The sequence below is a fragment of the Massilia varians genome (assembly GCF_027923905.1).
In the GTDB taxonomy this organism is placed as follows: domain Bacteria; phylum Pseudomonadota; class Gammaproteobacteria; order Burkholderiales; family Burkholderiaceae_D; genus Telluria; species Telluria varians_B.
The window spans coordinates 5,307,235-5,332,724 of sequence record NZ_AP026966.1 but is presented as its reverse complement, the minus strand read 5'-3'; the positions used below and the strand labels follow the sequence as shown (position 1 = coordinate 5,332,724).

General features: G+C 66.6%; 23 protein-coding genes and 1 pseudogene. 13 read left to right on the top strand and 11 right to left on the bottom strand.

The window, feature by feature from the left end:
- Positions 1-83 precede the first annotated feature (83 nt).
- The 4 genes from dnaK (at position 84) to MasN3_RS24015 (ending at position 4,527) form a co-directional block, all read left to right on the top strand.
- Positions 84-2,024, top strand: a complete 1,941-nt coding sequence (dnaK, locus tag MasN3_RS24030) for a molecular chaperone DnaK (protein ID WP_281910836.1) — start codon at positions 84-86, stop codon at positions 2,022-2,024.
- A gap of 141 nt (positions 2,025-2,165) precedes the next feature.
- Positions 2,166-3,290: a molecular chaperone DnaJ gene (gene dnaJ, locus MasN3_RS24025; RefSeq protein WP_281910835.1), complete on the top strand. Its 1,125-nt coding sequence runs from the start codon at positions 2,166-2,168 to the stop codon at positions 3,288-3,290.
- A 195-nt stretch (positions 3,291-3,485) separates the two neighbouring features.
- Entirely contained in the window at positions 3,486-4,181 is a 696-nt protein-coding gene (gene can, locus MasN3_RS24020) for a carbonate dehydratase (protein ID WP_281910834.1), read from the top strand.
- Positions 4,159-4,527, top strand: a complete 369-nt coding sequence (locus MasN3_RS24015) for a nucleotide pyrophosphohydrolase (protein ID WP_370662314.1) — start codon at positions 4,159-4,161, stop codon at positions 4,525-4,527. Before can ends, MasN3_RS24015 begins: the two co-directional genes overlap by 23 nt.
- Positions 4,528-4,533: 6 nt before the next feature.
- Here MasN3_RS24015 and MasN3_RS24010 read toward each other — a convergent pair whose 3' ends face one another.
- The 5 genes and pseudogenes from MasN3_RS24010 to MasN3_RS23990 form a co-directional block, all read right to left on the bottom strand.
- Positions 4,534-5,988 carry an NAD-dependent succinate-semialdehyde dehydrogenase gene (locus tag MasN3_RS24010; protein ID WP_281910831.1) on the bottom strand — a complete coding sequence of 485 codons (1,455 nt, stop codon included), beginning with the start codon at positions 5,986-5,988 and terminating at the stop codon, positions 4,534-4,536.
- A gap of 93 nt (positions 5,989-6,081) precedes the next feature.
- Positions 6,082-6,966 (bottom strand): annotated as a pseudogene (locus MasN3_RS24005) (methyl-accepting chemotaxis protein); the annotation flags it as partial.
- Entirely contained in the window at positions 6,962-7,189 is a 228-nt protein-coding gene (locus MasN3_RS24000) for a hypothetical protein (protein WP_281910829.1), read from the bottom strand. The gene MasN3_RS24000 and the pseudogene MasN3_RS24005, both read right to left, overlap by 5 nt.
- Positions 7,189-7,425 carry an MCP four helix bundle domain-containing protein gene (locus MasN3_RS23995; protein ID WP_281910828.1) on the bottom strand — a complete coding sequence of 79 codons (237 nt, stop codon included), beginning with the start codon at positions 7,423-7,425 and terminating at the stop codon, positions 7,189-7,191. Before MasN3_RS23995 ends, MasN3_RS24000 begins: the two co-directional genes overlap by 1 nt.
- 232 nt (positions 7,426-7,657) lie before the next feature.
- Positions 7,658-8,299, bottom strand: coding sequence for a beta/gamma crystallin-related protein (locus tag MasN3_RS23990; protein WP_281910826.1), 642 nt, complete (start codon positions 8,297-8,299; stop codon positions 7,658-7,660).
- A 300-nt stretch (positions 8,300-8,599) separates the two neighbouring features.
- Between MasN3_RS23990 and MasN3_RS23985 the strand changes: the two genes are divergently transcribed.
- The 3 genes from MasN3_RS23985 to MasN3_RS23975 all read left to right on the top strand — a co-directional run bounded on the left by MasN3_RS23985 (position 8,600) and on the right by MasN3_RS23975 (position 12,333).
- Complete coding sequence (locus tag MasN3_RS23985) at positions 8,600-9,361, top strand: gamma-glutamyl-gamma-aminobutyrate hydrolase family protein (protein WP_281910825.1); 762 nt, start codon at positions 8,600-8,602, stop codon at positions 9,359-9,361.
- 131 nt (positions 9,362-9,492) lie between these two features.
- The gene (locus MasN3_RS23980) at positions 9,493-10,863 is read left to right on the top strand and encodes a glutamine synthetase family protein (protein WP_281910821.1); all 1,371 of its coding nucleotides are present in this window, start codon (positions 9,493-9,495) and stop codon (positions 10,861-10,863) included.
- A 27-nt stretch (positions 10,864-10,890) separates the two neighbouring features.
- A complete protein-coding gene (locus MasN3_RS23975) occupies positions 10,891-12,333 on the top strand; it encodes an aspartate aminotransferase family protein (RefSeq protein ID WP_281910820.1) in 1,443 nt (480 codons plus the stop codon).
- 4 nt (positions 12,334-12,337) lie between these two features.
- Here the strand turns inward: MasN3_RS23975 and MasN3_RS23970 are convergent, their stop codons facing one another.
- The 3 genes from MasN3_RS23970 to MasN3_RS23960 form a co-directional block, all read right to left on the bottom strand.
- Positions 12,338-12,808, bottom strand: a complete 471-nt coding sequence (locus MasN3_RS23970; RefSeq protein ID WP_281910818.1) for a hypothetical protein — start codon at positions 12,806-12,808, stop codon at positions 12,338-12,340.
- A gap of 15 nt (positions 12,809-12,823) precedes the next feature.
- On the bottom strand, positions 12,824-13,531 hold the full coding sequence (locus tag MasN3_RS23965) for a hypothetical protein (RefSeq protein ID WP_281910817.1): 708 nt from the start codon (positions 13,529-13,531) through the stop codon (positions 12,824-12,826).
- Positions 13,532-13,783: 252 nt separating this feature from the next.
- Positions 13,784-15,247: a sodium:solute symporter family protein gene (locus MasN3_RS23960; RefSeq protein WP_281910816.1), complete on the bottom strand. Its 1,464-nt coding sequence runs from the start codon at positions 15,245-15,247 to the stop codon at positions 13,784-13,786.
- Between the two features lie 140 nt (positions 15,248-15,387).
- Here MasN3_RS23960 and MasN3_RS23955 point away from each other — a divergent pair, with 140 nt between their 5' ends.
- The 6 genes from MasN3_RS23955 (at position 15,388) to MasN3_RS23930 (ending at position 23,803) form a co-directional block, all read left to right on the top strand.
- Positions 15,388-16,875, top strand: a complete 1,488-nt coding sequence (locus MasN3_RS23955) for an aldehyde dehydrogenase (RefSeq protein WP_281910815.1) — start codon at positions 15,388-15,390, stop codon at positions 16,873-16,875.
- A 97-nt stretch (positions 16,876-16,972) separates the two neighbouring features.
- Positions 16,973-19,480: a PAS domain S-box protein gene (locus MasN3_RS23950; protein ID WP_281910813.1), complete on the top strand. Its 2,508-nt coding sequence runs from the start codon at positions 16,973-16,975 to the stop codon at positions 19,478-19,480.
- Positions 19,481-19,494: 14 nt separating this feature from the next.
- Entirely contained in the window at positions 19,495-19,983 is a 489-nt protein-coding gene (locus MasN3_RS23945) for a response regulator (RefSeq protein ID WP_281910812.1), read from the top strand.
- Positions 19,984-19,993: 10 nt separating this feature from the next.
- On the top strand, positions 19,994-21,481 hold the full coding sequence (locus MasN3_RS23940; protein ID WP_281910810.1) for a sensor histidine kinase: 1,488 nt from the start codon (positions 19,994-19,996) through the stop codon (positions 21,479-21,481).
- Entirely contained in the window at positions 21,474-22,598 is a 1,125-nt protein-coding gene (locus MasN3_RS23935) for a response regulator (protein WP_281910808.1), read from the top strand. The genes MasN3_RS23940 and MasN3_RS23935 overlap by 8 nt, the downstream gene beginning before the upstream one ends.
- Complete coding sequence (locus MasN3_RS23930; protein WP_307730427.1) at positions 22,508-23,803, top strand: hybrid sensor histidine kinase/response regulator; 1,296 nt, start codon at positions 22,508-22,510, stop codon at positions 23,801-23,803. Before MasN3_RS23935 ends, MasN3_RS23930 begins: the two co-directional genes overlap by 91 nt.
- Positions 23,804-23,820: 17 nt before the next feature.
- Here MasN3_RS23930 and MasN3_RS23925 read toward each other — a convergent pair whose 3' ends face one another.
- From MasN3_RS23925 to MasN3_RS23915, 3 genes are read right to left on the bottom strand one after another with little or no spacing between them, the layout of a single operon-like run.
- Positions 23,821-24,297, bottom strand: coding sequence for a LytR/AlgR family response regulator transcription factor (locus tag MasN3_RS23925; protein WP_281910806.1), 477 nt, complete (start codon positions 24,295-24,297; stop codon positions 23,821-23,823).
- Positions 24,298-24,304: 7 nt separating this feature from the next.
- On the bottom strand, positions 24,305-25,018 hold the full coding sequence (locus MasN3_RS23920; protein WP_281910804.1) for a sensor histidine kinase: 714 nt from the start codon (positions 25,016-25,018) through the stop codon (positions 24,305-24,307).
- Positions 25,018-25,386 (bottom strand): hypothetical protein, encoded by a 369-nt coding sequence (locus MasN3_RS23915; RefSeq protein WP_281910802.1) that lies wholly within the window; start codon positions 25,384-25,386, stop codon positions 25,018-25,020. Before MasN3_RS23915 ends, MasN3_RS23920 begins: the two co-directional genes overlap by 1 nt.
- Between the last annotated feature and the right edge of the window lie 104 nt (positions 25,387-25,490).

The following is a 25,490-nucleotide window of genomic DNA, read 5'->3' as shown; positions in this document are numbered from 1 at the left end:
GCTGGATACTGCGCCCTTGAAAGGACGCGGTATTTCCCAATATTGACTCTATCCGAAACTACAGCATTCAAAAGGAAAACAACATGGGCAAGATCATCGGTATTGACCTGGGAACCACCAACTCCTGCGTCGCCATCATGGAAAATGGCCAGCCGAAAGTCATCGAAAACGCGGAAGGCGCGCGCACCACGCCGTCGATCATCGCTTACCAGGAAGACGGCGAGATCCTGGTCGGCGCGCCGGCCAAGCGCCAGGCTGTGACCAACCCGAAGAACACCCTGTTCGCGGTCAAGCGCCTGATCGGCCGCAAGTTCCAGGAAAAGGAAGTCCAGAAGGACATCTCGCTGATGCCTTACCAGATCCTGGCCGCCGACAACGGCGACGCCTGGGTCGGCGTGCGCGACAAGAAGCTGGCGCCGCCGCAGATCTCGGCTGAAGTCCTGCGCAAGATGAAGAAGACTGCCGAAGACTACCTCGGCGAAGAAGTGACCGAAGCCGTCATCACGGTGCCGGCCTACTTCAACGACTCGCAGCGCCAGGCGACCAAGGACGCCGGCCGCATCGCGGGCCTGGACGTCAAGCGCATCATCAACGAGCCGACCGCGGCCGCGCTGGCATTCGGCCTGGACAAGACCGACAAGGGCGACCGCAAGATCGCCGTGTACGACCTCGGCGGCGGCACCTTCGACGTCTCGATCATCGAGATCGCCGACGTCGACGGCGAGAAGCAGTTCGAAGTGCTGTCGACCAACGGCGACACCTTCCTGGGCGGCGAAGACTTCGACCAGCGCGTGATCGACTACATCATCGACGAGTTCAAGAAGATCAACGGCCTCGACCTGTCGAAAGACCCGATCGCCCTGCAGCGCATCAAGGCCTCGGCCGAGCGCGCCAAGATCGAACTGTCGTCGGCGCAGCAGACCGAGATCAACGAGCCCTACATCGCCATGGCGAACGGCGCGCCGGTCCACCTGAACCTGAAGATCACCCGCGCCAAGCTGGAAGCCCTGGTCGAGGAACTGGTCGCCCGCACCATCGAGCCGTGCCGCACCGCGATCAAGGACGCCGGCATCAAGGTCTCGGACATCGACGACATCATCCTGGTCGGCGGCATGACCCGCATGCCGAAGGTGCAGGAAAAGGTCAAGGAGTTCTTCGGCAAGGATCCGCGCAAGGACGTCAACCCGGACGAGGCCGTCGCCGTCGGCGCCGCCATCCAGGGCTCGGTCCTGTCGGGCGAGCGCAAGGACCTGCTGCTGCTGGACGTGACCCCGCTGTCGCTGGGCATCGAGACCCTGGGCGGCGTGATGACCAAGATGATCCACAAGAACACCACGATTCCGACCAAGTTCTCGCAGGTGTTCTCGACCGCCGACGACAACCAGCCGGCCGTGACCATCAAGGTCTACCAGGGCGAGCGTGAAATCGCAGCGGGCAACAAGAGCCTGGGCGAGTTCAACCTCGAAGGCATCCCGCCGGCAGCGCGCGGCACCCCGCAGATCGAAGTGACCTTCGACATCGACGCCAACGGCATCCTGCACGTGGGCGCCAAGGACAAGGCCACCGGCAAGGAAAACAAGATCACCATCAAGGCCAACTCGGGCCTGTCGGAAGACGAAATCCAGAAGATGGTGAAGGACGCCGAGCTGAACGCGGAAGAAGACAAGAAGGTCAAGGAACTGGCCGAAGCCCGCAACCAGGGCGACGCGCTGGTGCACTCGACCAAGAAGTCCCTGACCGAATACGGCGACAAGCTGGAAGCCGGCGAGAAGGAAAAGATCGAAGCGGCGATCGCCGACCTGGAAGGCGCGATCAAGAGCGGCGACAAGGCGGACATCGACGCCAAGACCGCGGCCCTGTCGAGCGCCTCGCAGAAGCTGGGCGAGAAGATGTACGCCGACATGCAGGCGCAGCAGGCTGGCGCGGCAGGCGCGGGCGGTGCCCAGGCCGATGGCGGCGAACAGCAGCCGCAGCAGGACGACGTCGTGGATGCCGACTTCAAGGAAGTGAAAGACGCGAAGTAATTCCCTGCGGGGACGGACGAGCTGGGTTACACTCGTCCGCTCCCTGTCACGGGACCCGCCGAGCCGCTGCGACCACATGGTTCCCCGGCTCGGTTTTTTTGCACACACCGTTTTACCAGATCAACAAGCAAGGTGCCGCCAATGGCAAAGCGTGATTTTTACGAGATCCTCGGGGTCGCCAAGAACGCGTCGGAAGACGACATCAAGAAGGCCTATCGCAAGCTTGCGATGAAATACCACCCTGACCGCAACCCCGACAACAAGGAAGCGGAAGAGAAGTTCAAGGAGGTCAAGGAAGCCTACGAGATGCTGACCAATCCGGAGAAGCGCGAGGCCTATGACCGTTACGGTCATGCCGGCGTCGATCCGAACATGGGCGGCGGCGGCGGTTTCGGCGCCGGCGGCTTCGGCGATGCCTTCGGCGACATCTTCGGCGACATCTTCGGCGGCGGCGGCCGCGGCCGCAGCTCGGGCCCGCAGGTGTACCGCGGCGCCGACCTGCGCTACAACCTCGAGATCACCCTGGAGCAGGCGGCGCACGGCTACGAGACCACCATCCGCGTGCCGAGCTGGGACAAGTGCGACACCTGCCATGGCAGCGGCGCCAAGCCGGGCACCCAGCCGGTGACCTGCACCACCTGCTCGGGCCACGGCCAGGTGCGCATGCAGCAGGGCTTCTTCAGCATCCAGCAGACCTGCCCGAAGTGCCACGGCAGCGGCAAGATCATCCCGGAACCCTGCGCGGCCTGCGGCGGCGCCGGACGCATCAAGCGCAACAAGACCCTGGAAGTGAAGATCCCGGCCGGCATCGACAACGGCATGCGCATCCGCTCGACCGGCAACGGCGAGCCGGGCACGAACGGCGGACCGGCGGGCGACCTGTACGTCGAGATCCACATCAAGCCGCACCCGGTGTTCCAGCGCGAAGGCGACGACCTGCATTGCGAGATGCCGATCTCCTTCGCCAAGGCGGCGCTGGGCGGCGAGATCGAAGTGCCTACCCTCACCGGCAAGGTGTCGTTCACGGTGCCCGAAGGCACCCAGACCGGCAAGACCTTCCGCCTCAAGGGCAAGGGCGTCAAGGGTGTGCGTTCGGGCTACACTGGCGACCTGTTCTGCCACGTGGTCGTCGAGACCCCGGTCAAGCTGACCGACAAGCAGAAGGAACTGCTGCGCGAGTTCGAGCGCTCGACCACCGAGGGGGGGGCCAAGCACAGCCCGCAGAGCAAGGGTTGGATGGACAAGGTCAAGGACTTCTTCGAGTAAGAAGGCATCCTCATGAAACCGCCGGGCGACGCAAGTTCCCGGCGGTTTTTCGTAGGGTGCACGGCTCCGCCGTGCGCGCGTTCAACGCCCGAACGAGTAGCCACAAAACATGCCGGAGCTGGACGCGCGGTCGGCGGAGCCGACCACCCTACGGTATACTTTCGCCCATTCAGCACGCATCAACCAGGGAAAACAATGGATAACAACACGACGGGCGTGAGCGCCGAAGAGCTCTTTGCACGCAACCGCAAATGGGCCGCCTCGATGGTGGCGCAAGACCCGAACTTCTTCAAGGCGCTGTCGGAACAGCAGGCGCCGGAATACCTGTGGATCGGCTGCTCCGACAGCCGCGTGCCCGCCAACGAGCTGCTGGGCATGCTGCCGGGCGAGCTGTTCGTGCACCGCAACATCGCCAACGTGGTCGCACATTCCGACCTGAATTGCCTGAGCGTGTTGCAGTTCGCGATCGACGTGCTGAAGGTGAAGCACATCATCCTGTGCGGCCACTACGGCTGCTCGGGCGTCGGCGCGGCGCTCACCGGCACCCGTGTGGGCATGGCCGACAACTGGCTGGGCCACGTGCGCGACGTGCGCGAGAAGCACGGCAAGTACCTCGGCAACGTGGTCGGCCGCGCCGCCGTCAACCGCCTGGTGGAACTGAACGTGGCCGAGCAGGTGATCAACGTGGCCCAGACCACCATCGTGCGCGATGCCTGGGAACGCGGCCAGCCGCTGACCATCCACAGCTGGGTCTACGGCGTGCACGACGGCCTGCTGCGCGACCTCGGCATCACGGTCAGCAGCTTTGATGAGATCGCGCCCAAGCTGCAGCGCGTCCTCACCGGCTACCTCGATGGAGACCAGGTGCGTGACGAACGCCGCGGACAGTGACCTCATCCAGCTGCGCGCGCTGGTGCGCAGCTTCGTGGACGAGCGCGACTGGGACCAGTTTCACACGCCCAAGAACCTGGCCTCGGCCCTGAGCGTCGAAGCGGCCGAGCTGCTGGAGCATTTCCAGTGGCTGCAGCATGGCCGGCTCGACGAACTCGGCCCGGACAAGGCGCGTGAAGTGCGCCACGAGATGGCCGACGTGCTGGTGTATCTCGTGCGCCTGGCCGACAAGCTCGACGTCGACCTGTTCGCGGCGGTGCAGGAAAAGATGGTGCTCAACCGGGAGAAATACCCGGCCGAGCAGGTGCGCGGGGATGCGCGCAAATATCACGAGTACAAGAAGTAAGCACCTTCACATCCCGCCCAGGCAGATGTACTTGATGACCAGGTAGTCGTCCATGCCGTAGACCGAGCCTTCGCGCCCCATCCCCGACTGCTTCACGCCGCCGAAGGGCGCGATCTCGTTCGAGATCAGGCCGGTATTCACGCCCACCATGCCGGTCTCGATCTGCTCCGCCACCCGGAACACGCGCGCCACGTCGCGCGCATAGAAGTAGGACGCCAGGCCGTATTCGGAGGCGTTGGCAAGCCGGATCACTTCCTCTTCCGTCTTGAACCGGAACAGCGGCGCCACCGGCCCGAAGGTTTCCTCGCCCGCGATGCGCATGTTCTCCGTCACGTCGCCCAGCACGGTCGGCTGGAAGAAGCTGCGTCCTAGCTGGTGACGCCGGCCGCCCAGCAGCAGCGTCGCCCCTTTCGACAACGCGTCCTCGATGTGCTGCTCGACCTTCGCCACCGCCTTTTCCTCGATCAGCGGCCCCTGCGTCACGCCCTCGTCGAGCCCGTTGCCCACCTTGAGCCCTTGCACCGCCTGCGTGAATTTTTGTGCGAAGGCTTCGTAGATCCCGTCCTGCACGTAGATGCGGTTGGCGCACACGCAGGTCTGGCCGGTGTTGCGGTATTTCGATGCGAGCGCACCCTCGACCGCGGCGTCCAGGTCGGCATCGTCGAACACGATGAAGGAGGCATTGCCGCCCAGTTCCAGCGACAGCTTCTTGAGCGTGGGCGCGCATTGCTCCATCAGGAGCCGCCCGACCTGGGTCGAACCGGTGAAGCTCAGCTTGCGCACGACCGGGTTGGCGCACATCTCGCCGCCGATGGCCTTGGCCTCGCCCGTCACCACCGAAAAGACGCCCTTGGGCACGCCCGCGCGCTCGCCCAGTTCGGCCAGCGCCAGCGCCGAGAAGGGCGTCAGCTCGGCGGGCTTGAGCACGATCGGGCAGCCGGCGGCGAGCGCCGGGGCGACCTTGCGGGCGATCATCGCGGCCGGGAAGTTCCAGGGCGTGATGGCCGCGCACACGCCGATCGGCTCCTTGGTCACCAGGAGGCGCAGATTGCGCGCCGGCGGCTCCAGGGTGTCGCCGGCGATGCGCTTGGCCTGTTCGCCGAACCATTCGAAGAACGAGGCCGCATAGGCGATCTCGCCTGTCGATTCGGACAGCGGCTTGCCCTGTTCGAGCGTCATCAGGCGCGCCAGGTCGTCGGCGTTGTCCATCATGAGCCCGTACCAGCGGCGCAGGATGGCGGCGCGTTCCTTGGCGGTCTTGCGGCGCCATGCCGGCCAGGCGGCATCGGCGGCCTGGATCGCGCGGCGCGTCTCCTGCGCGCCCATGCGCGGCACGCGGCCCAGCAGTTCGCCGGTGGCCGGGTTGGCCACCTCGATGCTTGCGCCATCGTCGGCGTCGCGCCATTCGCCGCCCACATAGGCCTGCTGGCGCAGCAGGGAAGGGTCGTTCAGGTGTGCCATGGCATTTCCTTTACGTGTTCCGGGAAAGCGCATCATGGTAGACCTTCGCCCTTCCGGGCAGCGCACGGGCGCGAAGCGCCGTGCCCGTTTCGTTCAGGCCAGCGCCAGCGCAGCAGCCGCATGCGCGCTGCGCGGCGGCGCCGGGCGCGCGGGCGCCGCGCCGCCCAGGCGGAACACGCTCACCACCTCCGCCAGATGCGCCGATTGCTCGCGCAGCGCTTGCGCGGCCGCCGCGGCTTCTTCCACCAGGGCCGCATTCTGCTGGGTCACCGTGTCCATCTCGCTGACGGCCTGGTTGATCTGGCCGATGCCCATCTCCTGTTCGCGGCTGGCCATCGTGATCTCGCCCATGATGTCGGTCACGCGCAGGACGCTGCTCACGATCTCCTCCATCGTCGAGCCGGCCTGCACCACCTGGCGGCTGCCCGCGCCGACGTTCGCCACCGAGGTATCGATCAGCGCCTTGATCTCCTTGGCCGCGTTGGCCGAGCGCTGCGCCAGCGTGCGCACTTCCGATGCCACCACCGCAAAGCCGCGGCCCTGTTCGCCGGCGCGGGCGGCTTCCACCGCCGCATTCAGCGCCAGGATATTGGTCTGGAAGGCGATGCCGTCGATGACGCCGATGATGTCGACGATCTTGTCGGCGGAGGCCTTGATCGCGCCCATCGTCACGACCACGTCGGCGATCACGGCGCCGCCGCGCCTGGCCGCCTCGGACGCCGTCAGCGCCATCTGGTTGGCCTGGTGGGCGTTCTCGGCATTCTGGCGCACGGTGCTGGTCAGTTCCTCCATCGACGAAGCGGTTTCCTCGAGGGAGCCGGCCTGCTGCTCGGTGCGCGCGGACAGGTCGAGGTTGCCCGTCGCAATTTCGGACGAGGCGGTTGCGATCGTTTCGGTGCCGCTGCGCACCTGGCCGACGATATTCCTCAGGCTTGCGTTCATTTCCTTCAGGGCGCCCAGCAGCTGGCCGGTCTCATCGCGCGGGATCGCCTTCGAGGTCAGGAGGGCGTGGCTCTCTTCGTTGCTGTTGGCGCGTGCCAGGGCCCTGGTCTGCTCGATCAGCGGTGTGGCGCGTTCGCGCGACCACGATGCGCTCCAGCGCCGCCTGGGTCTCGGCGCGCGTCACCATCTGCGTGAGCTGGGCCGCGGCGCTGGTGTAGTCTTTCCAGGCGGCCTCGATCGCCTTGTCCACGGCTTCCATTATTTTGCGTCGTCGGTCGCCAGGATCAGGTCGCGCATGTTGTACGAGATGCGGCGCTGCGCATCGCGCATGGCGTTGGCCTTCTCGAGGCGCACGTTATTGCCCTGGACGCCCTCCTCGATCAGGGTATTCATGGTGGACATGTTGTGGAGGCCGGCCGCGAGGACAGCGAGGAGGATGGCAAGGACGGCGCCAAAGCCGAGCGCAAGGCGCTGGCCGATAGACAGATTCTTCATTCTTCTTGAAATATGCGGAGGGATGGGAGCAGGCTGAGGAAGCCTTGTGACAATTGGTGAGTTTATTAGTGGAATTTCCACATAGCAACAAAGAGTTACTTTCTTTGTGGAATCTAACAACGCAGCCTGTCAGAAATAAAATTTCATTACGTATTCACAAATGAAATAATATTTCACATTCCCACCATGCTCGACCGGCAGAAGGATCCGGCCGAGCCCGCGCGCGCAGGGATCAGCGCACCCTGCGCAACGACGACACCATGCCGTCCAGGCCGCGCAGCGACGGATAACGGCCCGGTCCGTAGACGACGCAGCGCCCACGGTAGTCGTCATGCTCGCAGAGCTGCCAGTCGCCTTCGCGGATGATCATCGAGCCCGCGCGGTCGTTGAAATTGCGTGAACGCAGGGTGTGCACATCGCTTCCCAGCATGATGCCCTCGCCGCCGAACTGGCGAGCGGCGAACAGCTCGACAGGCGCACCGCGGCGCTCGTCGTTGCGCGGATCGCGCCGTCCCCAGCCGCCCTCGTCGTAGCGCCGGTCGCGGTCGCGGTAGCCATCGCGTCCGCGTCCGCGCTCCAGTTCGCGCACCGAGGAAGCCACGTCGTTGAAACCCTCGAACATCCGGTATTCGCCCGGCTCCAGCACGATGCAGCGGCCGCCGAAATCCTTGTGCTCGCAGATCTCCCAGGTGCCCGAGCGCACGACGGCCGAGGAGGCGCGGTCGTTGAATCCGATCGCGTCCAGGTTCGTGACCGGACCGTTCAGGGTCAGCGGGCGGCCGCGGAAGTCCGCATCGGTGAACAGCGAGATTTCGCCGGCGGCGGCATGGGTCATCGATGCCAGCAGGGCGAGGGCGGCGAGCAGGGGTTTCATAGTTTCTCCATGAGATACAGGGCGCGGGCGCGACGCGCACCCGCCTTTCCTTCCATAACGCAAATGTACGTGGAAACGGTGCAGCGCTGCTGTAACAGTTTGCTACTGCCCTAGCGTGTTGGCATGCTTGTCGAGTTACCGTTAAGCTTTTGCTATGAATATCAGGCAGATCAGCAGTAGGGAGTACGCTCCGGCCGCGCCGCATTGATCTGGCGCAGTTGATCTGAGTCATAGGCCACTCGCGCCCGGACCGGAATGCTCGTATCATGGTTTCGTGCGCTTCACGACAAGGTAGAGACCATGCGCCCCATCGTACTCGTCCCCGCATGCACCCGTGATTTCGGCGAACACCCTTATCACGCGGCCCAGCACAAGTATGTCGACGCGGTCGTCCTCGGCGCCGACTGCGCCCCCATGATCCTGCCCTCGCTGGGCGCCTCGCTGGATCTGGAAACCATGCTGGCCCTGTGCGACGGCATCATGCTGACCGGCTCGGCCTCGAACGTCCACCCCAGCTACTACTCCGAGGAAGTGCTCGACCCCTCGCTGCCGCAGGACCCGGCACGCGACCAGACCACGCTGCCCCTGATCCGCGAAGCGGTCAAGCGCGGCATCCCGATCATCGCGATCTGCCGCGGCTTCCAGGAGATGAACGTGGCCCTGGGCGGCAGCCTGCACCAGGCGGTGCAGACGGTGGCCGGCAAGTTCGACCACCGCGAGAATCCCGAGCTCGGCATGGACGAGCAGTACGGCGATGCCCACAACGTCACCCTGACGCCGGGCGGCTGCCTCGAGCGCATGCTGGGCGTGCCGGAGATCCCGGTCAACTCGCTGCACGGGCAGGGCGTCAACGAACTCGCGCCCGGCCTGACGGTCGAAGCGGTAGCGGAGGACGGGCTGGTCGAAGCCTTCTCGGTCTCCACCGCGCCCGGCTTCACGCTGGCGGTGCAATGGCACCCCGAATGGCGCATCCAGCACAACCCGTACTCAATGAAGATGTTCGGCGCCTTCGGCCAGGCCTGCCGCGAATACCAGCAGCAGAAACAACGGAGCGGCGCATGAGCATCCCTGGCCTTGAGGCGGCCTTTCCCTGGGCCAGCGACGCCGTTCCCTAGCTTTCCTGCCTGATGTGCGAGCGCACCCGGTTTGCGCCGGCGATGCGCACTCGATCCGAACCAGACAGTGAGGCAATCATGGCAATCCGCGACAATTTTTCTTACACCGACATGGAGGAGTGGCTCAACGCGAAACGGGTCACCGAAATCGAATGCCTGGTCCCCGACCTGACCGGCGTCGCCCGTGGAAAAATCCTCCCGCGCGTGAAGTTCACCGAAGACCGCGGCATGCGCATCCCCGAAGTGGTGCTGGGCATGACCGTCACCGGCAACACCCCGGAGCGCGACGAATCCTATAACCGCGCCATCGCGGCCACCGACCGCGACATGATCCTCAAGGCCGACCCCACCACCATCACCATGGTGCCGTGGGCGGTCGACCCCACCGCCCAGGTCATCCACGACTGCTACTTCTCCGACGGCAGCCTGGTCGACTACGCGCCGCGCAGCGTGCTGCGCCGCGTGCTCAAGCTGTACGCCGAGCGTGGCTGGAAGCCGGTGGTGGCGCCGGAACTCGAGTTCTACCTCACGGCCAAGAACATCGACCCGAATTTGCCGCTGTCCTCGCCGGTGGGCCGCAGCGGCCGCGCCGAGACCAGCCGCCAGGTCTACAGCATCGACGCCGTCAACGAGTTCGACCCGCTGTTCGAGGACATCTACGACTACTGCGAGCTGATGAACCTCGACGTCGACACCCTCATCCACGAGATCGGCGCCGGCCAGATGGAGATCAACTTCCTGCACGGCGATCCGCTCGGCCTGGCCGACAAGGTGTTCTACTTCAAGCGCACCCTGCGCGAGGCCGCGCTCAAGCACGAGATGTACGCCACCTTCATGGCCAAGCCGATGGCCGACGAACCCGGTTCGGCGATGCACGTGCACCAGAGCGTGGTCGACCTTGAGAGCGGCCGCAACATCTTCAGCAACCCCGACGGCTCGCCTTCATCAAGCTTCCGCCACTACATCGGCGGCCTGCAGCGCTACATGCCCTCGGCGATGGCCATCATCGCGCCCTATGTGAACTCCTACCGCCGCATCGTGCGCCACTCGGCCGCGCCGATCAACCTGCAGTGGGGCATGGACAACCGCACCGTGGGCTTCCGCGTGCCGGTGTCCGGCGCCCAGGACCGGCGCATCGAGAACCGCGTGATCGGCGCCGACGCCAACCCCTATCTGGCGCTGGCGGTCACCCTGGCCTGCGGCTACCTGGGCATGCTCGATGCGGTCGAACCGGGCCGGATGGTCGACGTCAGCGCCTACGACATGCCGGTCGAGCTGCCGCAGGGCCTGTCCGAAGCCATCACCCTGCTGCGCCGGGAGGACCGCCTGCGCGACGTGCTGGGCGAGCGCTTCATCGACGTCTATTCCGCGGTGAAGGATCTCGAACACCAGGAATTCATGCGCGTCATCAGCCCGTGGGAGCGCGAACACCTGCTCCTGCACGTCTAGACGGTTCACACGACAATGGAGCCGATCATGACCACCAATACTCCGCTCGCCTCGCTGCGCGTCGCCACGCCCGACGCGCGCGAGACCTATGACACCCAGGAACTGCAGCGCCTCGACAGCGCGCACTTCCTGCACCCCTTCACCGACCACGCCGCGCTGAGGGAGCGCGGCGCGCGCGTGATCGTGCGCGCCGACGACGTCTACCTGTGGGATTCGGAGGGCAGGAAGATCATCGACGGCATGGCCGGCCTGTGGTGCGTGAACGCCGGCTATGGCCGCGCCAGCATCGCCGATGCGGTGCACGCGCAGATGCTCCAGCTGCCTTTCTATAACAGCTTCTTCAACACCACCAACGTGCCCGCTGTGAAGCTGGCGGCGCTGCTGGCGCGCCTGACTCCTCCCCAGTTCCAGCACGTGTTCTTCACCGGCAGCGGCTCGGAAGCGAACGACACCATCGTGCGCATGGTGCGGCGCTACTGGCAGCTGCTTGGTGAGCCGGAGCGCGACATCATCGTCAGCCGCCGCAACGCCTACCACGGCAGTACCATGGCCGGGGCTTCGCTGGGCGGCATGGCCGGCATGCACGCGCAGGGCGGGCTGCCGATCCCCGGCATCGTCCACATCGGCCAGCCCAGCTACGCCGAACACGGGCGCGGCATGAGCGAAGCGGCCTTCGGCCTGCTTGCCGCCGGCTGGCTGGAAGAGAAGATCCTGGAAGCGGGGCCGGAGCGGGTGGCCGCCTTCATCGGCGAGCCGGTGCAGGGCGCGGGCGGCGTGATCATCCCCCCAAGCACCTACTGGCCCGAGATCCAGCGCATCTGCGACAAGTACGACATTCTGCTGGTGTCCGACGAAGTGATCTGCGGCTTCGGGCGCCTGGGCACCTGGTTCGGCTGCGAGCTGATGGGCTTCCAGCCCGACCTGATCGCGTTTGCCAAGGGCGTTACCTCGGGCTACGTGCCGCTCGGCGGGGTGCTCGTCGGTGGGCGGGTGGCGCACGTCCTGATCGAGAAGGGCGGCGACTTCAACCACGGCTTCACCTATTCCGGCCACCCCGCGGCCTGCGCGGCGGCGCTGGAGAACCTGCGCATCATCGAGACCGAAGGCCTGGTCGAGCGCGTCGCGCTGGAGACCGGCCCGCACCTGGGCTCGCGCTTCGCCTCGCTGGCGATGCATCCGCTGGTCGGGCATGCCGAGACCTGCGGCATGACGGCGGGCCTGAACCTGGTGCGGCGCAAGGGGGCCACGGTGCACGACTGCGAGGCCTTCCCGGCGGAGCAGGCGGTGGGCATGCTGTGCCGCAAGCACATGTTCGACAACGGGGTGATCATGCGCGCGGTCGGCGACCGCATGATCGTGGCGCCGCCGCTGTCGATCACGAAGGAGCAGATCGACGAGATGGTGGAGCGGATCGGGGTTTGCCTGGATCTGACGCTGGAGGAAGTCGCGGCGCGGGGCTGGATGGGTTAGGCGCTCAATGCCTGGTTTCCGGGAGGGGGCGGCCGTGAAGTTTGAAACGCTTCATGAAACCGAACGGCCGCGACACCCCCTTGGGATCGGAAAAGGGAAGCGAGGGCACGCCCTGTTCCAGCAATTCCAATGTCCATGTGATGTCGCCGATGAAGCGGAAACGAACGACATTTGGCGGTACCAACTCGAGATCCGAGAATGCGCCGGTCGAGTACATGGCGCCCAGCTTCACGGAGTCGAGCAGATGCCAGCGTGCGTCAAACAGGTAGATACGCAGGCTATCCTCGAAGGGAATCGCATCGGTGACGAACAGCAGGTAGCAATCCTCCCACCGGACCGCCGCTTCGAGTACTTCGCCAGTCACCACCCGTCCTGTTTCCTGGCCGCCAGCGACGATCTCACTGCGAGCAAGCGCGTCCTCCGACCAGCGACTTGACGGGCGCAATGAAACGTCGGAAGAGATGCGTAATTTCACAGTACGGTATTGCTTTTAAAGAAAACTGAGACCAAGCGCGCTCAACGCACCGCCGACAAACGCTCCCACGGTCACACAAACAGGAGCGCCGGGACCGCAAGCGAGACCAGCGATGGCGCCACCTGCGATGCCCCCTCCAATACCGGCGCCAGTCAAGGCCAGCTCCCTCGTTGCAGTCGCCGTCTTGTTGGTGGCGGTGGCGATACTATAGACGGATAGGCCGAGGGAAAGAAGGATGAGGCCTCTGCCTGCATAAGAAAGACGGGACATGGCCCGGGTCACAGTAGGGTTCGACTTTCCTGCAGACGTCACGATATCTGCATAGACCTGGTTCTTCTGTGCCGTAGAGAGCGTTGAAAAGACAGCGTTCTCGCCGTACTTGCGTCTCGTTTGGGTGGCAATCAATTCGTTCAGTGAATATCCTTGCGCTTTCAGGCGCTGTGCCATCGACCGGCCAATCGGTGTACTGCGGTGGCGCACGATATCCATGATGAGGTTACGTGTCTCCTGCGCTTCCTGTGCAGCTTGCGCCCATGTGATTCGTCCGGTAGCCGCATTGTTGCGTAGCTGGTCCGCCATTTTTCTGATCTCACGGGTGTAGGCCATTCTTGCGCGTGCATCGATGGTCAGATGCGCGCCAAGGTTTGCTATCTGTGCCTCTAAGGACTGGATAGTATCTTCAAATGCAATCCGGTCCTTTTCGTTTTTCTCTGTCGTTGCCATATCGCGCCTTTGTGACGGAACTGGCCTGAAGCGTATAGAAACCTAGGTCGAGAGAATTGAGCGGGATTAAGTCAGGCACTTGCTCGCCGGTAGCCTGGAGATGTTTGGGGTGGAGCGGAGTTCGCCTGGATTGGACGCTGGAGGAAGTCGCGGCGCGGGGCTGGATGGGTTAGCTGCGCGTGTGCCCAAAAGACCAGGGGGAGCAATGCCGGCGGCATTGCTCCCCCTGATGTTCGGAACAACGGTATGAACTCAGGCGCTTGCCCCGACGATATGCTTGGTCGGCTCTCCGCCGTTGCGGACGAACTGCGGCGCCAGCGAACCCGCGAACATGCCGACGAAGGCCGCCAGCAGTCCGGCCAGCTGGCCCGGGAAATGCTCGCCCCAGGTGGTCACGCCTTCGAAGAACAGCAGCCAGGTCAGGATGCCCGCGCCGATCGAGACGATCGCGCCCTGGGTGGTCGCGCGCTTCCAGTACAGGCCCATCACCAGCGGCACGAAGGCGCCCACCAGGGTCACCTGATAGGCGCTCGATACCAGTTCGTAGATCGAGGTGCCTTCCATCAGGATCGCATAGGTCAGCACCAGGGCCGCGAAGATCACGATGGTGATGCGCATCGCCAGCAGGTTCTGCTTGTCGCTCATGCCCGGACGCAGGTTCTTGAGGATGTTCTCGACAAAGCTGGTCGACGGCGCCAGCAGGGTGGCCGAGGAGGTGCTCTTGATCGCCGACAGCAGGGCGCCGAAGAACAGGATCTGCATCACCAGCGGCATCTTGGTCATGATGAAGGTCGGCAGCAGGCGCTGGTAGTCGTTCTGGGCGAGCTCCATCGCCGAATTGCCCATCACCACCACGGCCGCGGTGACGATGAACATCGGCACGAAGGCGAACAGGATGTAGCTGGCGCCGCCGATCACGGCGCCGGTGCGCGCGGTGGGCGCGTCCTTGGCCGACATCACGCGCTGGAACACGTCCTGCTGCGGGATCGAGCCGAACATCATGGTGACGGCCGCGCCCACGAAGAAGGCCATGTCGGTGAAGGTAGGCTCCGGCAACACGCGCCACAGGTCGGCCTGCTGGGCCACCGCCAGCACCTTGTCGGCGCCGCCGGCCAGGTCGGCCGCGAAGAAGGCGATCAGGGCCAGGCCGATCACCAGCACGATCATCTGGACGAAGTCGGTGATCGCCACGGCCAGGAAGCCGCCCACCACCACGTAGATCAGCACCGCCAGGGTGCCGATCAGCATGCCCATGGCCGGCGACATGGCGCCGCCCGTCAGTACCGTAAACACCAGCCCCAGCGCGGTGATCTGCGCCGCCACCCAGCCCAGGTAGCTCAGGATGATCGCCACCGAGCAGAAAATCTCGATGCCCTTGCCGTAGCGCTGGCGGTAGTAGTCGCCGATGGTGAGCAGATTCAGCTTGTACAGTTTCTTGGCGAAGAACAGGCCGACCAGGATCAGGCACATGCCGGCCCCGAACGGATCCTCGATGATGGCGTTCAGGCCGCCCTGCACGAACTTGGCCGGCACGCCCATCACGGTCTCGGCGCCGAACCAGGTGGCGAAGGTGGTGGTGATCACCATGATCAGCGGCAGGCTGCGGCCGGCCACGGCGAAGTCGGCGGTATTCTTGATCCGCGTGCCCGCCCACACCCCAAGCCCCAGCGTACCGAGCAGGTAAAGCGCGACGAAAACGATCAAAGTGGTGTTCATGCGGTCATGGCTCCGAGGGCGAAAATGGCAGCGAAGTTAACGGGCGGAAAATCCGCGATTATAAAGGCAGAATTCGGCCGTTGGATCAAGTTTGCTAGTATTTGGAGCGAAGTGTTGCTCAACAGGGAAGGGAAACCGACATGTCGACTCCATCATGGCACGAACGGGCCGCAAAAATGGCCATCGACGGCCGCGCCTTCATCGACGGATTGCGCGTCGATGCGCGTTCCGGCGCCCGTTTCGATTGTCTTTCTCCCATCGACGGCCGCAAGTTGGCCGAGGTGGCGCGCTGCGACGCCGCAGATGCCGATGCCGCCGTAGCCAGCGCCCGCCGCGCCTTCGAGGACGGCCGCTGGTCCGGCATGGCGCCAGACGCGCGCAAGCGGGTGCTGGTCCGCTTCGCCGACCTGATGCTGGCGCACCGCGACGAGCTGGCCCTGCTGGAAACCCTCGACATGGGCAAGCCGATCCACTACAGCCTGAGCGTGGACGTGCAGCTGGCCCAGAACTGCATCCGCTGGTATGGCGAGGCGATCGACAAGATCTACGACCAGGTGGCCCCGACCGGCGCGGACAGCCTGGCCCTGGTCACGCGCGAACCCGTTGGCGTGGTGGCGGCGATCATCCCCTGGAACTACCCGCTGCTGATGGCGGCCTGGAAGATCGGCCCGGCATTAGCAAGCGGCAACAGCCTGGTCCTGAAGCCGTCCGAGAAGGCGCCCCTGAGCTGTCTGCGCCTGGCCGAGCTGGCGCTGGAGGCAGGCCTGCCGCCGGGCGTGTTCAACGTCCTGCCTGGGTATGGCCTCGAGGCCGGCAGCGCGCTCGGCCTGCACATGGACGTCGACTGCATCGCCTTCACCGGCTCGACCCGGGTCGGCAAGCAGATCGTGCAGATGGCGGGGCAGTCCAACCTCAAGCGCGCCTGGACCGAGCTGGGCGGCAAATCCGCCAACATCGTGTGCGCCGATTGCCCCGACCTCGACGCCGCGGTGGAAGGCGCGATCGGATCGATCTACTTCAACCAGGGCGAGAGCTGCAACGCGCCCTCGCGCCTGTTCGTCGAAGCCGCGATCAAGGATGCGTTCCTGGAAAAGGCGCTGGCGCTGATGCCGCGCTATGCGCCGGGCGACCCGCTGGACGAGGACACCGTCATGGGCGCCATCGTCGACCCGGTCCAGATGAAGACGGTGCTCGGCTATATCGAGGACGGCAAGGCGGCCGGTGCGCGCCTGCTCGCGGGCGGCGGCGCGGCGCGCCCGGACAGCGGCGGCCTGTACATCGAGCCGACCCTGTTCGACGGCGTCGAGCCCGGCATGCGCATCGCGCGCGAGGAGATCTTCGGGCCGGTGCTGTCGGTGTTGTCGTTTACCGATCTCGACGAGGCCGTGCGGCAGGCCAACGCCACGCCCTACGGCCTGGCGGCGGCGGTGTGGACGGCCGACCTCGGCAAGGCGATCCGCACTTCACGCGCGCTACGCGCCGGCACGGTGCACGTCAACCAGTACGACAACGACGACATCACGGTGCCCTTCGGCGGCTATAAACAGTCGGGTAACGGGCGCGACAAGTCGCTGCATGCCTTCGACAAGTATACGGAGCTCAAGACCACCTGGATCCAGGTCCGGTGAGCCATGCCTCCTCTGTAGCGCAGCCAGGCGGGCCGCTCGTGTATGCTAGCCGCAACGCCATCCCGTCACTGCCCGGACCAGCCTCACCGGCAGTGACATGTTTTCCATGAAAAAACTCAAGCTGCGCGGGCCCGTCACGATCGCCACCATCGTCAGCCTGCTGGTCCTGAACGTCGCCCTCAGCGTGCTGGCCCGCGGCATCCAGAACCAGTCGGCGTCCTGGCGCTGGGTGGTCCATACCCGCGAAGTCCTGGAGCACGTGCAGGCGGCCCTGACGCTGACCAGCGAAGCGGAAGCCGCCCAGCGCGGTTTCCTGCTGACCGGCAGCGACAGCTTCATCGCCAGCTACCGGCAGGCCCGCGACGCCGTGTTGCCCGAGGTCCATGAATTGCGCGCACTGATTCTCGACAACCCGCGGCAGCAGGCGGCGATGCGCTCGTTCGAGGACGCGGTGCGCAGGCGCCTTGACCTGCTCGAGCGTGTCATGCAGGAACGGCGCGCCGCGCGCCCGGTCGACCTGGCGGTGCTGGAGTCGGGGCATGCGCTCAAACAGCGGATCCTGGCGCAGGCGCAGCTGATCCGGTCCGAGGAAGAGCGCCTGCTGCAGGTGCGGCAGCGGCACGTGGAGGAGGGGCGCCGCGAGCTGATCACGGCCTTCGCGATCACGGCCGGCGTGGCCGGACTGCTGGTGGTCATGCTGTGGGTGATCTCGTCGCGCGACGCGGCGCGCCTGCTGGCCGAACGCGCGCGGCTCGACGCGACGCTGCGCAGCATCGGCGACGGCGTGATCGCGACCGATCCGGAGGGCAATGTCATCCTGATGAACCGGGTGGCGGAGGAACTGACCGGCATGCCCGAGGCGCGTGGCGTCGGCATGCGGCTGGAGCAGGTGTTGCGCTTTCGCGACCGCGGGGGCGGCGGCCCGGTCGACCTGACCGATGCCATCGCCGACGGCGGCGAACACGTGGTGCTGGCATCCGGGAACGGACGCGAATACGCCACCGAACTGAGCGCCGCCCCGATCGAACCGCGGGCCGACATGGCCGCGGGCGAGGTGCTGGTGTTGCGCGACGTCAGCGAGCGCAATGCGCGCGCCCGCGCCCTGGCCGAGTCGGAAGCCAACTACCGCTACACGATCGAGCTCAACCCGCAGATACCGTGGCGGGCCTCGCCCGGCGGCGCCATCGAGCGCATATCGGATCGCTGGCTGGCGCTCACGGGACAGGCGCGCGAGACCGTCCTCGGCGGCGGCTGGTCGAGCGCGGTCGTCGAGGAGGACCGTCCGGCGATGCTGCAGGCCTGGGCGCATGCGGTGGACAGCGGGGAACCGTGGGACGCCGAATTCCGCATCCGCGACGCCGGCGGCCAGGTGCGCTGGATGCGCTCGCGCGCCAACCCGCGCCGCGCCGACACCGGCGCCATCGTGGCCTGGCACGGCCTGACCGAAGACATCCACGCGCGCAAGGAGTCCGAGCTGGCGCTCAGCAGCAGGCTGGCCCAGATCGAAACCATCTACCGCGCCGTTCCGGTCGGCCTCGGCCTGGTCGGCGCCGACCTGCGCCTGGCCGAGCTCAACGATGCGCTGGCGGAAGTGAGCGGCATGCCCAAGCGCGCCATCGTGGGCCGGGCGCCGGCGGAGGTGTTGCCGGCGTCGGTGGGAGAACGGGTCAGCCAGGTGCTGGAGCAGGTCCGGCGCGAGCGCCGCCAGGTCGCCGGCGTCGAGTTCAGCAGTCCGGGGACGGATGCGGCGCCGCAGCGCGACTGGCTGGCCAGCTATTATCCGGTGCTGGATGGAAGCGCACTGCGAGGCATCGTCGTCGCCCTGCTCGAAGTCACGCAGATCAAGGCCGCCCAGCGCCAGCTGATCGAGGCCAACCAGCTGCTCGAACAGCGGGTCGAGGAGCGCACCGCACGGATCGCCGAGGCCAATGCCGAGCTGCGCGCCTTTGCCCACACGGTGGCCCACGATCTGCGTGCGCCGCTGCGCAACGTCGAAGGATTCGCCACCGCCCTGGTCGAGGACGAGGGCGAGCGCATGTCCGCGGAGGGCAGGATGTTCGCGGACCGCATCGTGGCCGCCGTGGTGCGCATGGACCGCCTGATCACCGACCTGCTGGCCTACAGCCGCCTGTCGCGCGCCGAACTGCAGCTGGAGCGCGTCGACCTCGGGGCCGTCGTGAAAACCGCCCTGCGCGACCTCGAGGCCGAGATCGGCGCGAGCGGCGCACGGTTCGACATCGCCTGGCCGCTGCCGGCGGTACGCGGGAATGCCACCATCCTGGCTCAGGTCGTCGGCAACCTGCTGTCGAACGCCATCAAGTTCGTCGACACGGGCGTGGTGCCGCGCATCCGGATCTCCGGAGTGCGCGAAGGAAGCGTGGCGCGCCTCTCGATCGGCGATAATGGCATCGGGATCGCGCCGGAACACCGCGAACACGTGTTCGGGGTGTTCGAGCGCCTCCACGGCCACGAGCGCTATCCGGGCACCGGCATCGGCCTGGCGATCGTCAGGAAAGGCCTCGAACGCATGGACGGCAAGGTGGCGATCCTGGATCGGGAAGGCGGCGGGACCACCTTCGAGCTGGCCCTGCAGGCAGCCGACTGAACAAGGAGCATGGAATGGAAATCGTGAACCACGAGGATGACGGCGCCGGCCTGCCGCTCATCCTGCTGGTGGAAGACAACCCGGACGATGTGCTGCTGGCGCGCCGCGCCGTCAGGAAGGCCGCGCTGGCGGTGGCGCTGCAGGTCGTCCACGACGGCGACGAAGCCGTGGCCCACCTCGACGGCAGCGGGCGTTTCGGCGACCGCGGGCGCCATCCGCTCCCGGCCCTGGTGCTGCTCGACCTGAAACTGCCGAAGCGCTCCGGCCTGGCGGTGTTGCGCTGGATACGCAGCCAGCCCGCGCTGGCCACGACGCCCGTGGTCGTGCTGACCTCGTCGAGCGAAGACGAGGACATCCAGAAGGCCTATGCGCTGGGCGCCAATTCCTACCTCCTGAAACCGGTGGCCTTCCACGGCCTGGTCCAGCTGCTCGGCGTGCTCGACCTGTACTGGTTTCGCAACAACCTGAGCGTGCCGCCGCCGGCGGTCGGTGCGTGGCAATGAAACACCTACCATGACACTGAACATCCTGCTGCTCGACGACAATCCGGACGACCGCGCCCTGGCGCGCCGCGAACTCGAACGCAACCTGCCGGACTGCGCCATCGGCGAGGTCGGCGACCGCGCCGCCTGGGAGCGCGAGCTCCAGGGCGGCCTGCGGGTCGACATCGTGATCACCGATTTCCAGATGCGCTGGGTGACCGGCCTGGACATCCTCAAGCAAGTCAAGGCCTTCGACGCGCAACTGCCGGTCATCATGTTCACCGCCACCGGGACGCAGGAAATCGCGGTCGAGGCCATGAAGCTCGGATTCGACGACTACGTCATCAAGAGCCCGCGCCACTATGCGCGCCTGCCGGTCGCCGTGCGCACCTGCCTGGACCGCAAGGAAATCCGGGCCCGCGCGATCCGCTCCGAAACCCGGCTGGCGGCCCTGCTGGAGAACATCCAGCTCGGCGTGTTCCGCATGTCGCTCGACGGCAGGCTCGAGGAAGCCAACCGCGCCTTCTGGACCATGCTCGGCGGCGATCCCAGCGCGCCGGGCTCGCTGCGCCATCCGTTGCTGGACCAGGTTGCGGACCGCCTGCCGCAGCTGCAGGCGGTTTCCGACGCCGCCGAGCTGCAGGCCGAACTGGGCGCCAGCGACGAGGCCGGGCGCTTCTACGTGGTCAAGCTGGTGCGGGTGCGGGTCAACGGCCACGATGCCGTCGACGGCATCGTCGAAGACGCCGCCTCGCTGCGCCGCGCCGGCGCCGAGATCCACCGCCTCAACGCCGAGCTGGAGCAGCGCATCGTCGAGCGCACCCGCCAGCTGCAGGAAGCCAACGAAGCCCTGGAAACCTTCGGCTTCTCGGTCTCGCACGACCTGCGCGAGCCGCTGCGCACCATCCAGGGCTACGCGGCGGCGCTGCGCCAGGACTTGTCGGCGCGGGACTTCAGCAACTTCGAGCAGTACGTCGACCGGATCAACGCGATTGCCCGCCGCATCGACCTGATGGTGTCCGACCTGCTCGAGTTCGCGCGCCTGTCGCGCGCCGAGATCTGCACCGACCTCCTGCCGCTGCGCGACGTGGTGAACGATGCCGGCGCCAGCCTGCAGGGCGAGCCGGCCTACCAGGCGGCCGACATCCAGATCGACGTCCCCGAGGACCTGGTGGTGCGCGCGCACCGCCCGGTGCTGGTGCAGGCGCTCGCCAACCTGCTCGCCAATGCCGTCAAGTTCGTGCGGCCCGACACCCATGCCGCGGTGCAGGTGGTGGCGCGCGCCCACGGACGCGCGGTGCGCATCGAGGTGCAGGACAACGGCATCGGCATGGCCGACGAGGCCAGGGCGCGTGTGTTCAACGTGTTCGAGCGCCTGCACGGCGAAGAGGAATATCCGGGCACCGGCATCGGCCTGGCGATCGTCAAGAAAGGCGTCGAGCGCATGAACGGCAGCGTCGGCGTCGAGGCCGCGCCCGGCGTCGGATCGAATTTCTGGATCGAGTTGCCCAATGCCTGATCAAGTTTTCAACCCGGGACCGCTGCGGGTCCTGCTCATCGACGACAATCCCGACGACCGCGCCCTGGTCGAGCGCGAGCTGCGGCTGCGCATCGAACAGGTCGAGGTGCGCCACATCAGCGACGCCGCGGCGCTGGCCGAGGCGCTCGCCGCCGGCGGCTTCGAGGTCGCGGTCACCGACTACCGGCTGCGCTGGACGGTCGGCACCGAGGTCCTGCGTGAGATCAAGGCGCGCTATCCCCAGGTGCCGGTCATCATGTTCACCGGAAGCGGCAACGAGGAAGTCGCCGTCGATGCCATGAAAGAGGGGCTGGACGACTACATCACCAAGACGCCCAAGCACTATCCGCGCGTGCCGTTCGCCGTGCTGGCCTGCTTCGAGCGGGTGAGCAACCGCGCTAGGCTGCAGGCATCGAGGGCGCGCGAATCGCTGGCCAGGGCGCGCCTCGAGGTCGCGCTGCAGTCGGCGGGCATGGCGACCTGGCAGGCCGACCTGGCCGGCGGGCAGCTGTCCTGCTCGGACGACGCCGGCCCGATGTTCGGCCACCCGCCCGGCTTCGTGCATGCCAGCCCTGCCGAGGCGCTGGCCCAGGTGCATCCCGAGGACCTCGCCGGGCTGCACGCCCTCTGGGGCAAGGTCCTGGACGGGACCAGCCGCGTCGCCGCCGAGTTCCGCGTGCTCGGCGCGGACGGCGAGCTGCGCTGGCTCGCCGGCAGCGCCAAGCTGCTGCAGCATGACGGCAGCCGGGCGCGCCTGGTCATCGGCACGCTGCGCGACGTGACGGCCGAGGTGATGGCGAAGGAGCGCAGCGCAAGCAGCGCGAAGAGCTGCAGACCATCATCGACGTGCTGCCGGTCGGCATCGCGATCAGCCACGACGCCGCGGCGCAGAACATCAGCATCACGCCCTATTTTTCCGCGCTGCTCGGCGTCGGCCACGGCAACGGATACGACCGCATCGACACCGACCAGCGCCCCTACCGCTACCTGCGCGCCGGGCAAGCCCTCGCGCCGGCCGACTGGCCGATGCGGGTGGCGGCGCGGCTCGGCAAGCCGGTGCGCGGCGAGGAGCTCGACGTGCAGTTCCACGACGGACGTTCGCTCACCATGCTGGTGAATGCGGCGCCGCTGTTCGATGCGCAGGGTCGCGTGCGCGGGGCGGTCGCGGCGGTCATGGACGTCACCGGCCTGAAGGACGTCCAGCGCGAACTGGAAAAGGCGAACCGCCAGAAAAGCGAATTCCTGTCGGTGCTGGCGCACGAGCTGCGCAATCCGATGGCCGCGATCGGCTACTCGGTCGAGATGCTGCGTCATGCGAGCTCGCCCGCCGCCATCGGCAAGGCCCGCGACGTCATCACGCGCCAGACCCGCCACATGAGCCGCCTGCTCGACGACCTGCTCGACCTGAGCCGCATGACCCTGAACCGCGTCGTGCTCGATACCCGTCCGGTCGACCTGCGGCGGACGATCGAGCAGGCCTGCGAAAGCACGCGGGCGCTGATCGAGTCGCTCGGCCACGACATCCGCTTCGACCTGCCGGCCGCGCCCATCATGGTGCTGGGCGACGAGGTCCGGCTGACCCAGGTGATCAGCAATGTCCTGAACAATGCCGCCAAGTTCACGCCCGCACACGGCCTCATCACGGTCCGTGCCGCCAGCGAGGCGGGGCGGGCCGTCGTCGCCGTCACCGACAACGGCGCCGGGATCGCCGGAGACCAGCTGGACACCGTGTTCGACATGTTCTCCCAGGGCCAGTCGAAGGTCAGCGGCGGCACCGAGGGCCTGGGCATCGGCCTGGCGGTGGTGCGCATGCTGGTCGACCTGCATGGCGGCACGGTACGGGCTTCCAGCGAAGGCAGCGGGCGCGGCACCACAGTGCGCATCGAACTGCCGTGCATCGGGCCCGGCCTCGCCGAGGAGCAGCCCCCGGCCGGCGCCGGCGCGGCGGCCAGTACCGACCTGCGGCTGCTGGTGGCCGACGACAACGTCGACGCCGCCGACCTGCTGGGCGAGGTGCTGCGCCTGGAGGGATACACGGTCCAGGTGGCCTACGACGGCAGGCAGGCCATGCAGATGGCCGAGCAATGGCGGCCGGACGCGCTGGTGCTCGACATCGGCATGCCGCACGCGAACGGCATCGAGGTGGCGCGCTGGGTGCGGGCGCAGGACTGGGGCGAAAAGGTGGCGCTGGTCGCGGTGACGGGCTGGGGCCAGCAGCAGGACCGCAGCGCCACGCTGGAGGCGGGCTTCGACGATCACCTGGTCAAGCCGGTCAGCCCGCAGGATGTGGCGGCGGCGGTTAACAGGCACCTGGCCCGCTGAGGGCGCATCCGCGCCGTTCAGATCGCCATGTCGCGCAAGACCTTCGAGGCGTCGCGGTTGGCCCCCAGCACCGTCCCGTCACGCATCTGGATCTGCAGCTGCGACTGCTCGTCGGCCCGCATCGAGTCCACGAAATCGAGGTTGACCAGGGCCGAGCGGTGGATGCGAACGAAGCGCGCCTGGGTGAAGGGCTTGAGCAGGTAGTCCACCGCGTGCAGTTCGAAGGCCGTCACCGCGTACTGGTCGTAGGCGGTGGTGAACACGATTTGCGGCAGGTAGTCGAGGCGGCGCAGCACGTCCAGCCCGGTCATCTCGGGCATCTGGATGTCCATGAACACGACTTCGGGCCGCAGCCGCGTGATCCGCTCCAGCGCTTCGGCGCCGTTGGCCGCCTCGCACACCAGGCGCAGTCCGGGATTGGCGTAGATGGCGTCGCGCAGCAGGTCGCGCGCCAGCGGTTCGTCTTCGGCAAAGAAGGCGGTTTTCAGGCTCATGTTCATGTTATGCGTAGCTCTCTGCACGGACCGCGGGGATGGTGACCGACACGCTGAAGCCCTCGCCCGGCGCGCTGTTGACTCGCATCGCGGCGCGGCTGCCATAGTCCAGCTGCAGGCGCCGCTCGATGGTGCGCAGGCCGAGTCCGGAGGACGCGGCGAGCGCGGCCGGATCGACGCCGGGACCGGTATCGCGCACCGTCATGGTCAGCGCACCGCTTGCCGGGTCGCGCCGCGTGCGGATCTGCAGGATGCCCGGACGGCTGTGGGGGTTGAAGGCGTGCTTGATGCTGTTCTCCACCAGCGGCTGCAGCGACAGGGCCGGCAGCGGATGGTCGCCGGCGTCCGGGTCGAGATCCCAATCGACGTGCAGGCGCTCGCCCAGGCGCAGTTGTTCCAGTTCTAGGTAGTCGCGCACGAAATCCAGTTCCGCATCGAGGGTCACGCGGTCGCTGCCGCTGCGCTCGGTGTCGAGGACGTAGCGCAGCATGTCGGAAAACTGGAAAGGCGCGGTCTCGGCGGCGGCCGGATGACGCTGCGTCAGCGCGATGATCGAGTGCAGGGTGTTGAACAGGAAGTGCGGATTGAGCTTGTTGCGCAGCGCGCTCAGTTCCGAGGTGATCAGGAGCCCCTGCGCGTCCTTGATCGCCAGCGCCTGGCGGTGCGCGGCCTCGCTGGCGCGGATCAGGTGGAAGATGCCGGCGCCCAGCAGGTAGGTCATCACGTGGTACAGCAGCGGCCAGACGTACCAGCGCTGGCCGGCTTGGGGGCGTGGAACAGCATCCAGAACGGCGACTGCGACACCACCGAGAACACCAAGGCGGCCGGGATGTGGATGCCGATGATGCTGGAGAGGCGGTAGCGGCGGCGTTCGAAGAAGCCGGTCAGGGGCCAGGCCAGCGCCAGCAGGATGGCGGAGGGGAGCAGGCTGACGAAGGTCAGCAGCCAGCGGCCGGCATCGAAGCGGCCCTCCATCACCCAGTCCAGCTGGTCGGCGAAGGACAGGAAGACCCCATAGGTCGTCCAGGCGGCGATGTAGAGCCGCCACATGAGGCTGGGACGGATCAGCGCGGGAGCGGTCGTGTTCATGCTCCGAGTATCGCTTCCGGCGGGGCGGAACAGGTCCGCCATGTCACGAACTGCAGGATTCATGTTCCGAAATGAGGAAATGGGTGCGCGCCATGGTAAGCCGC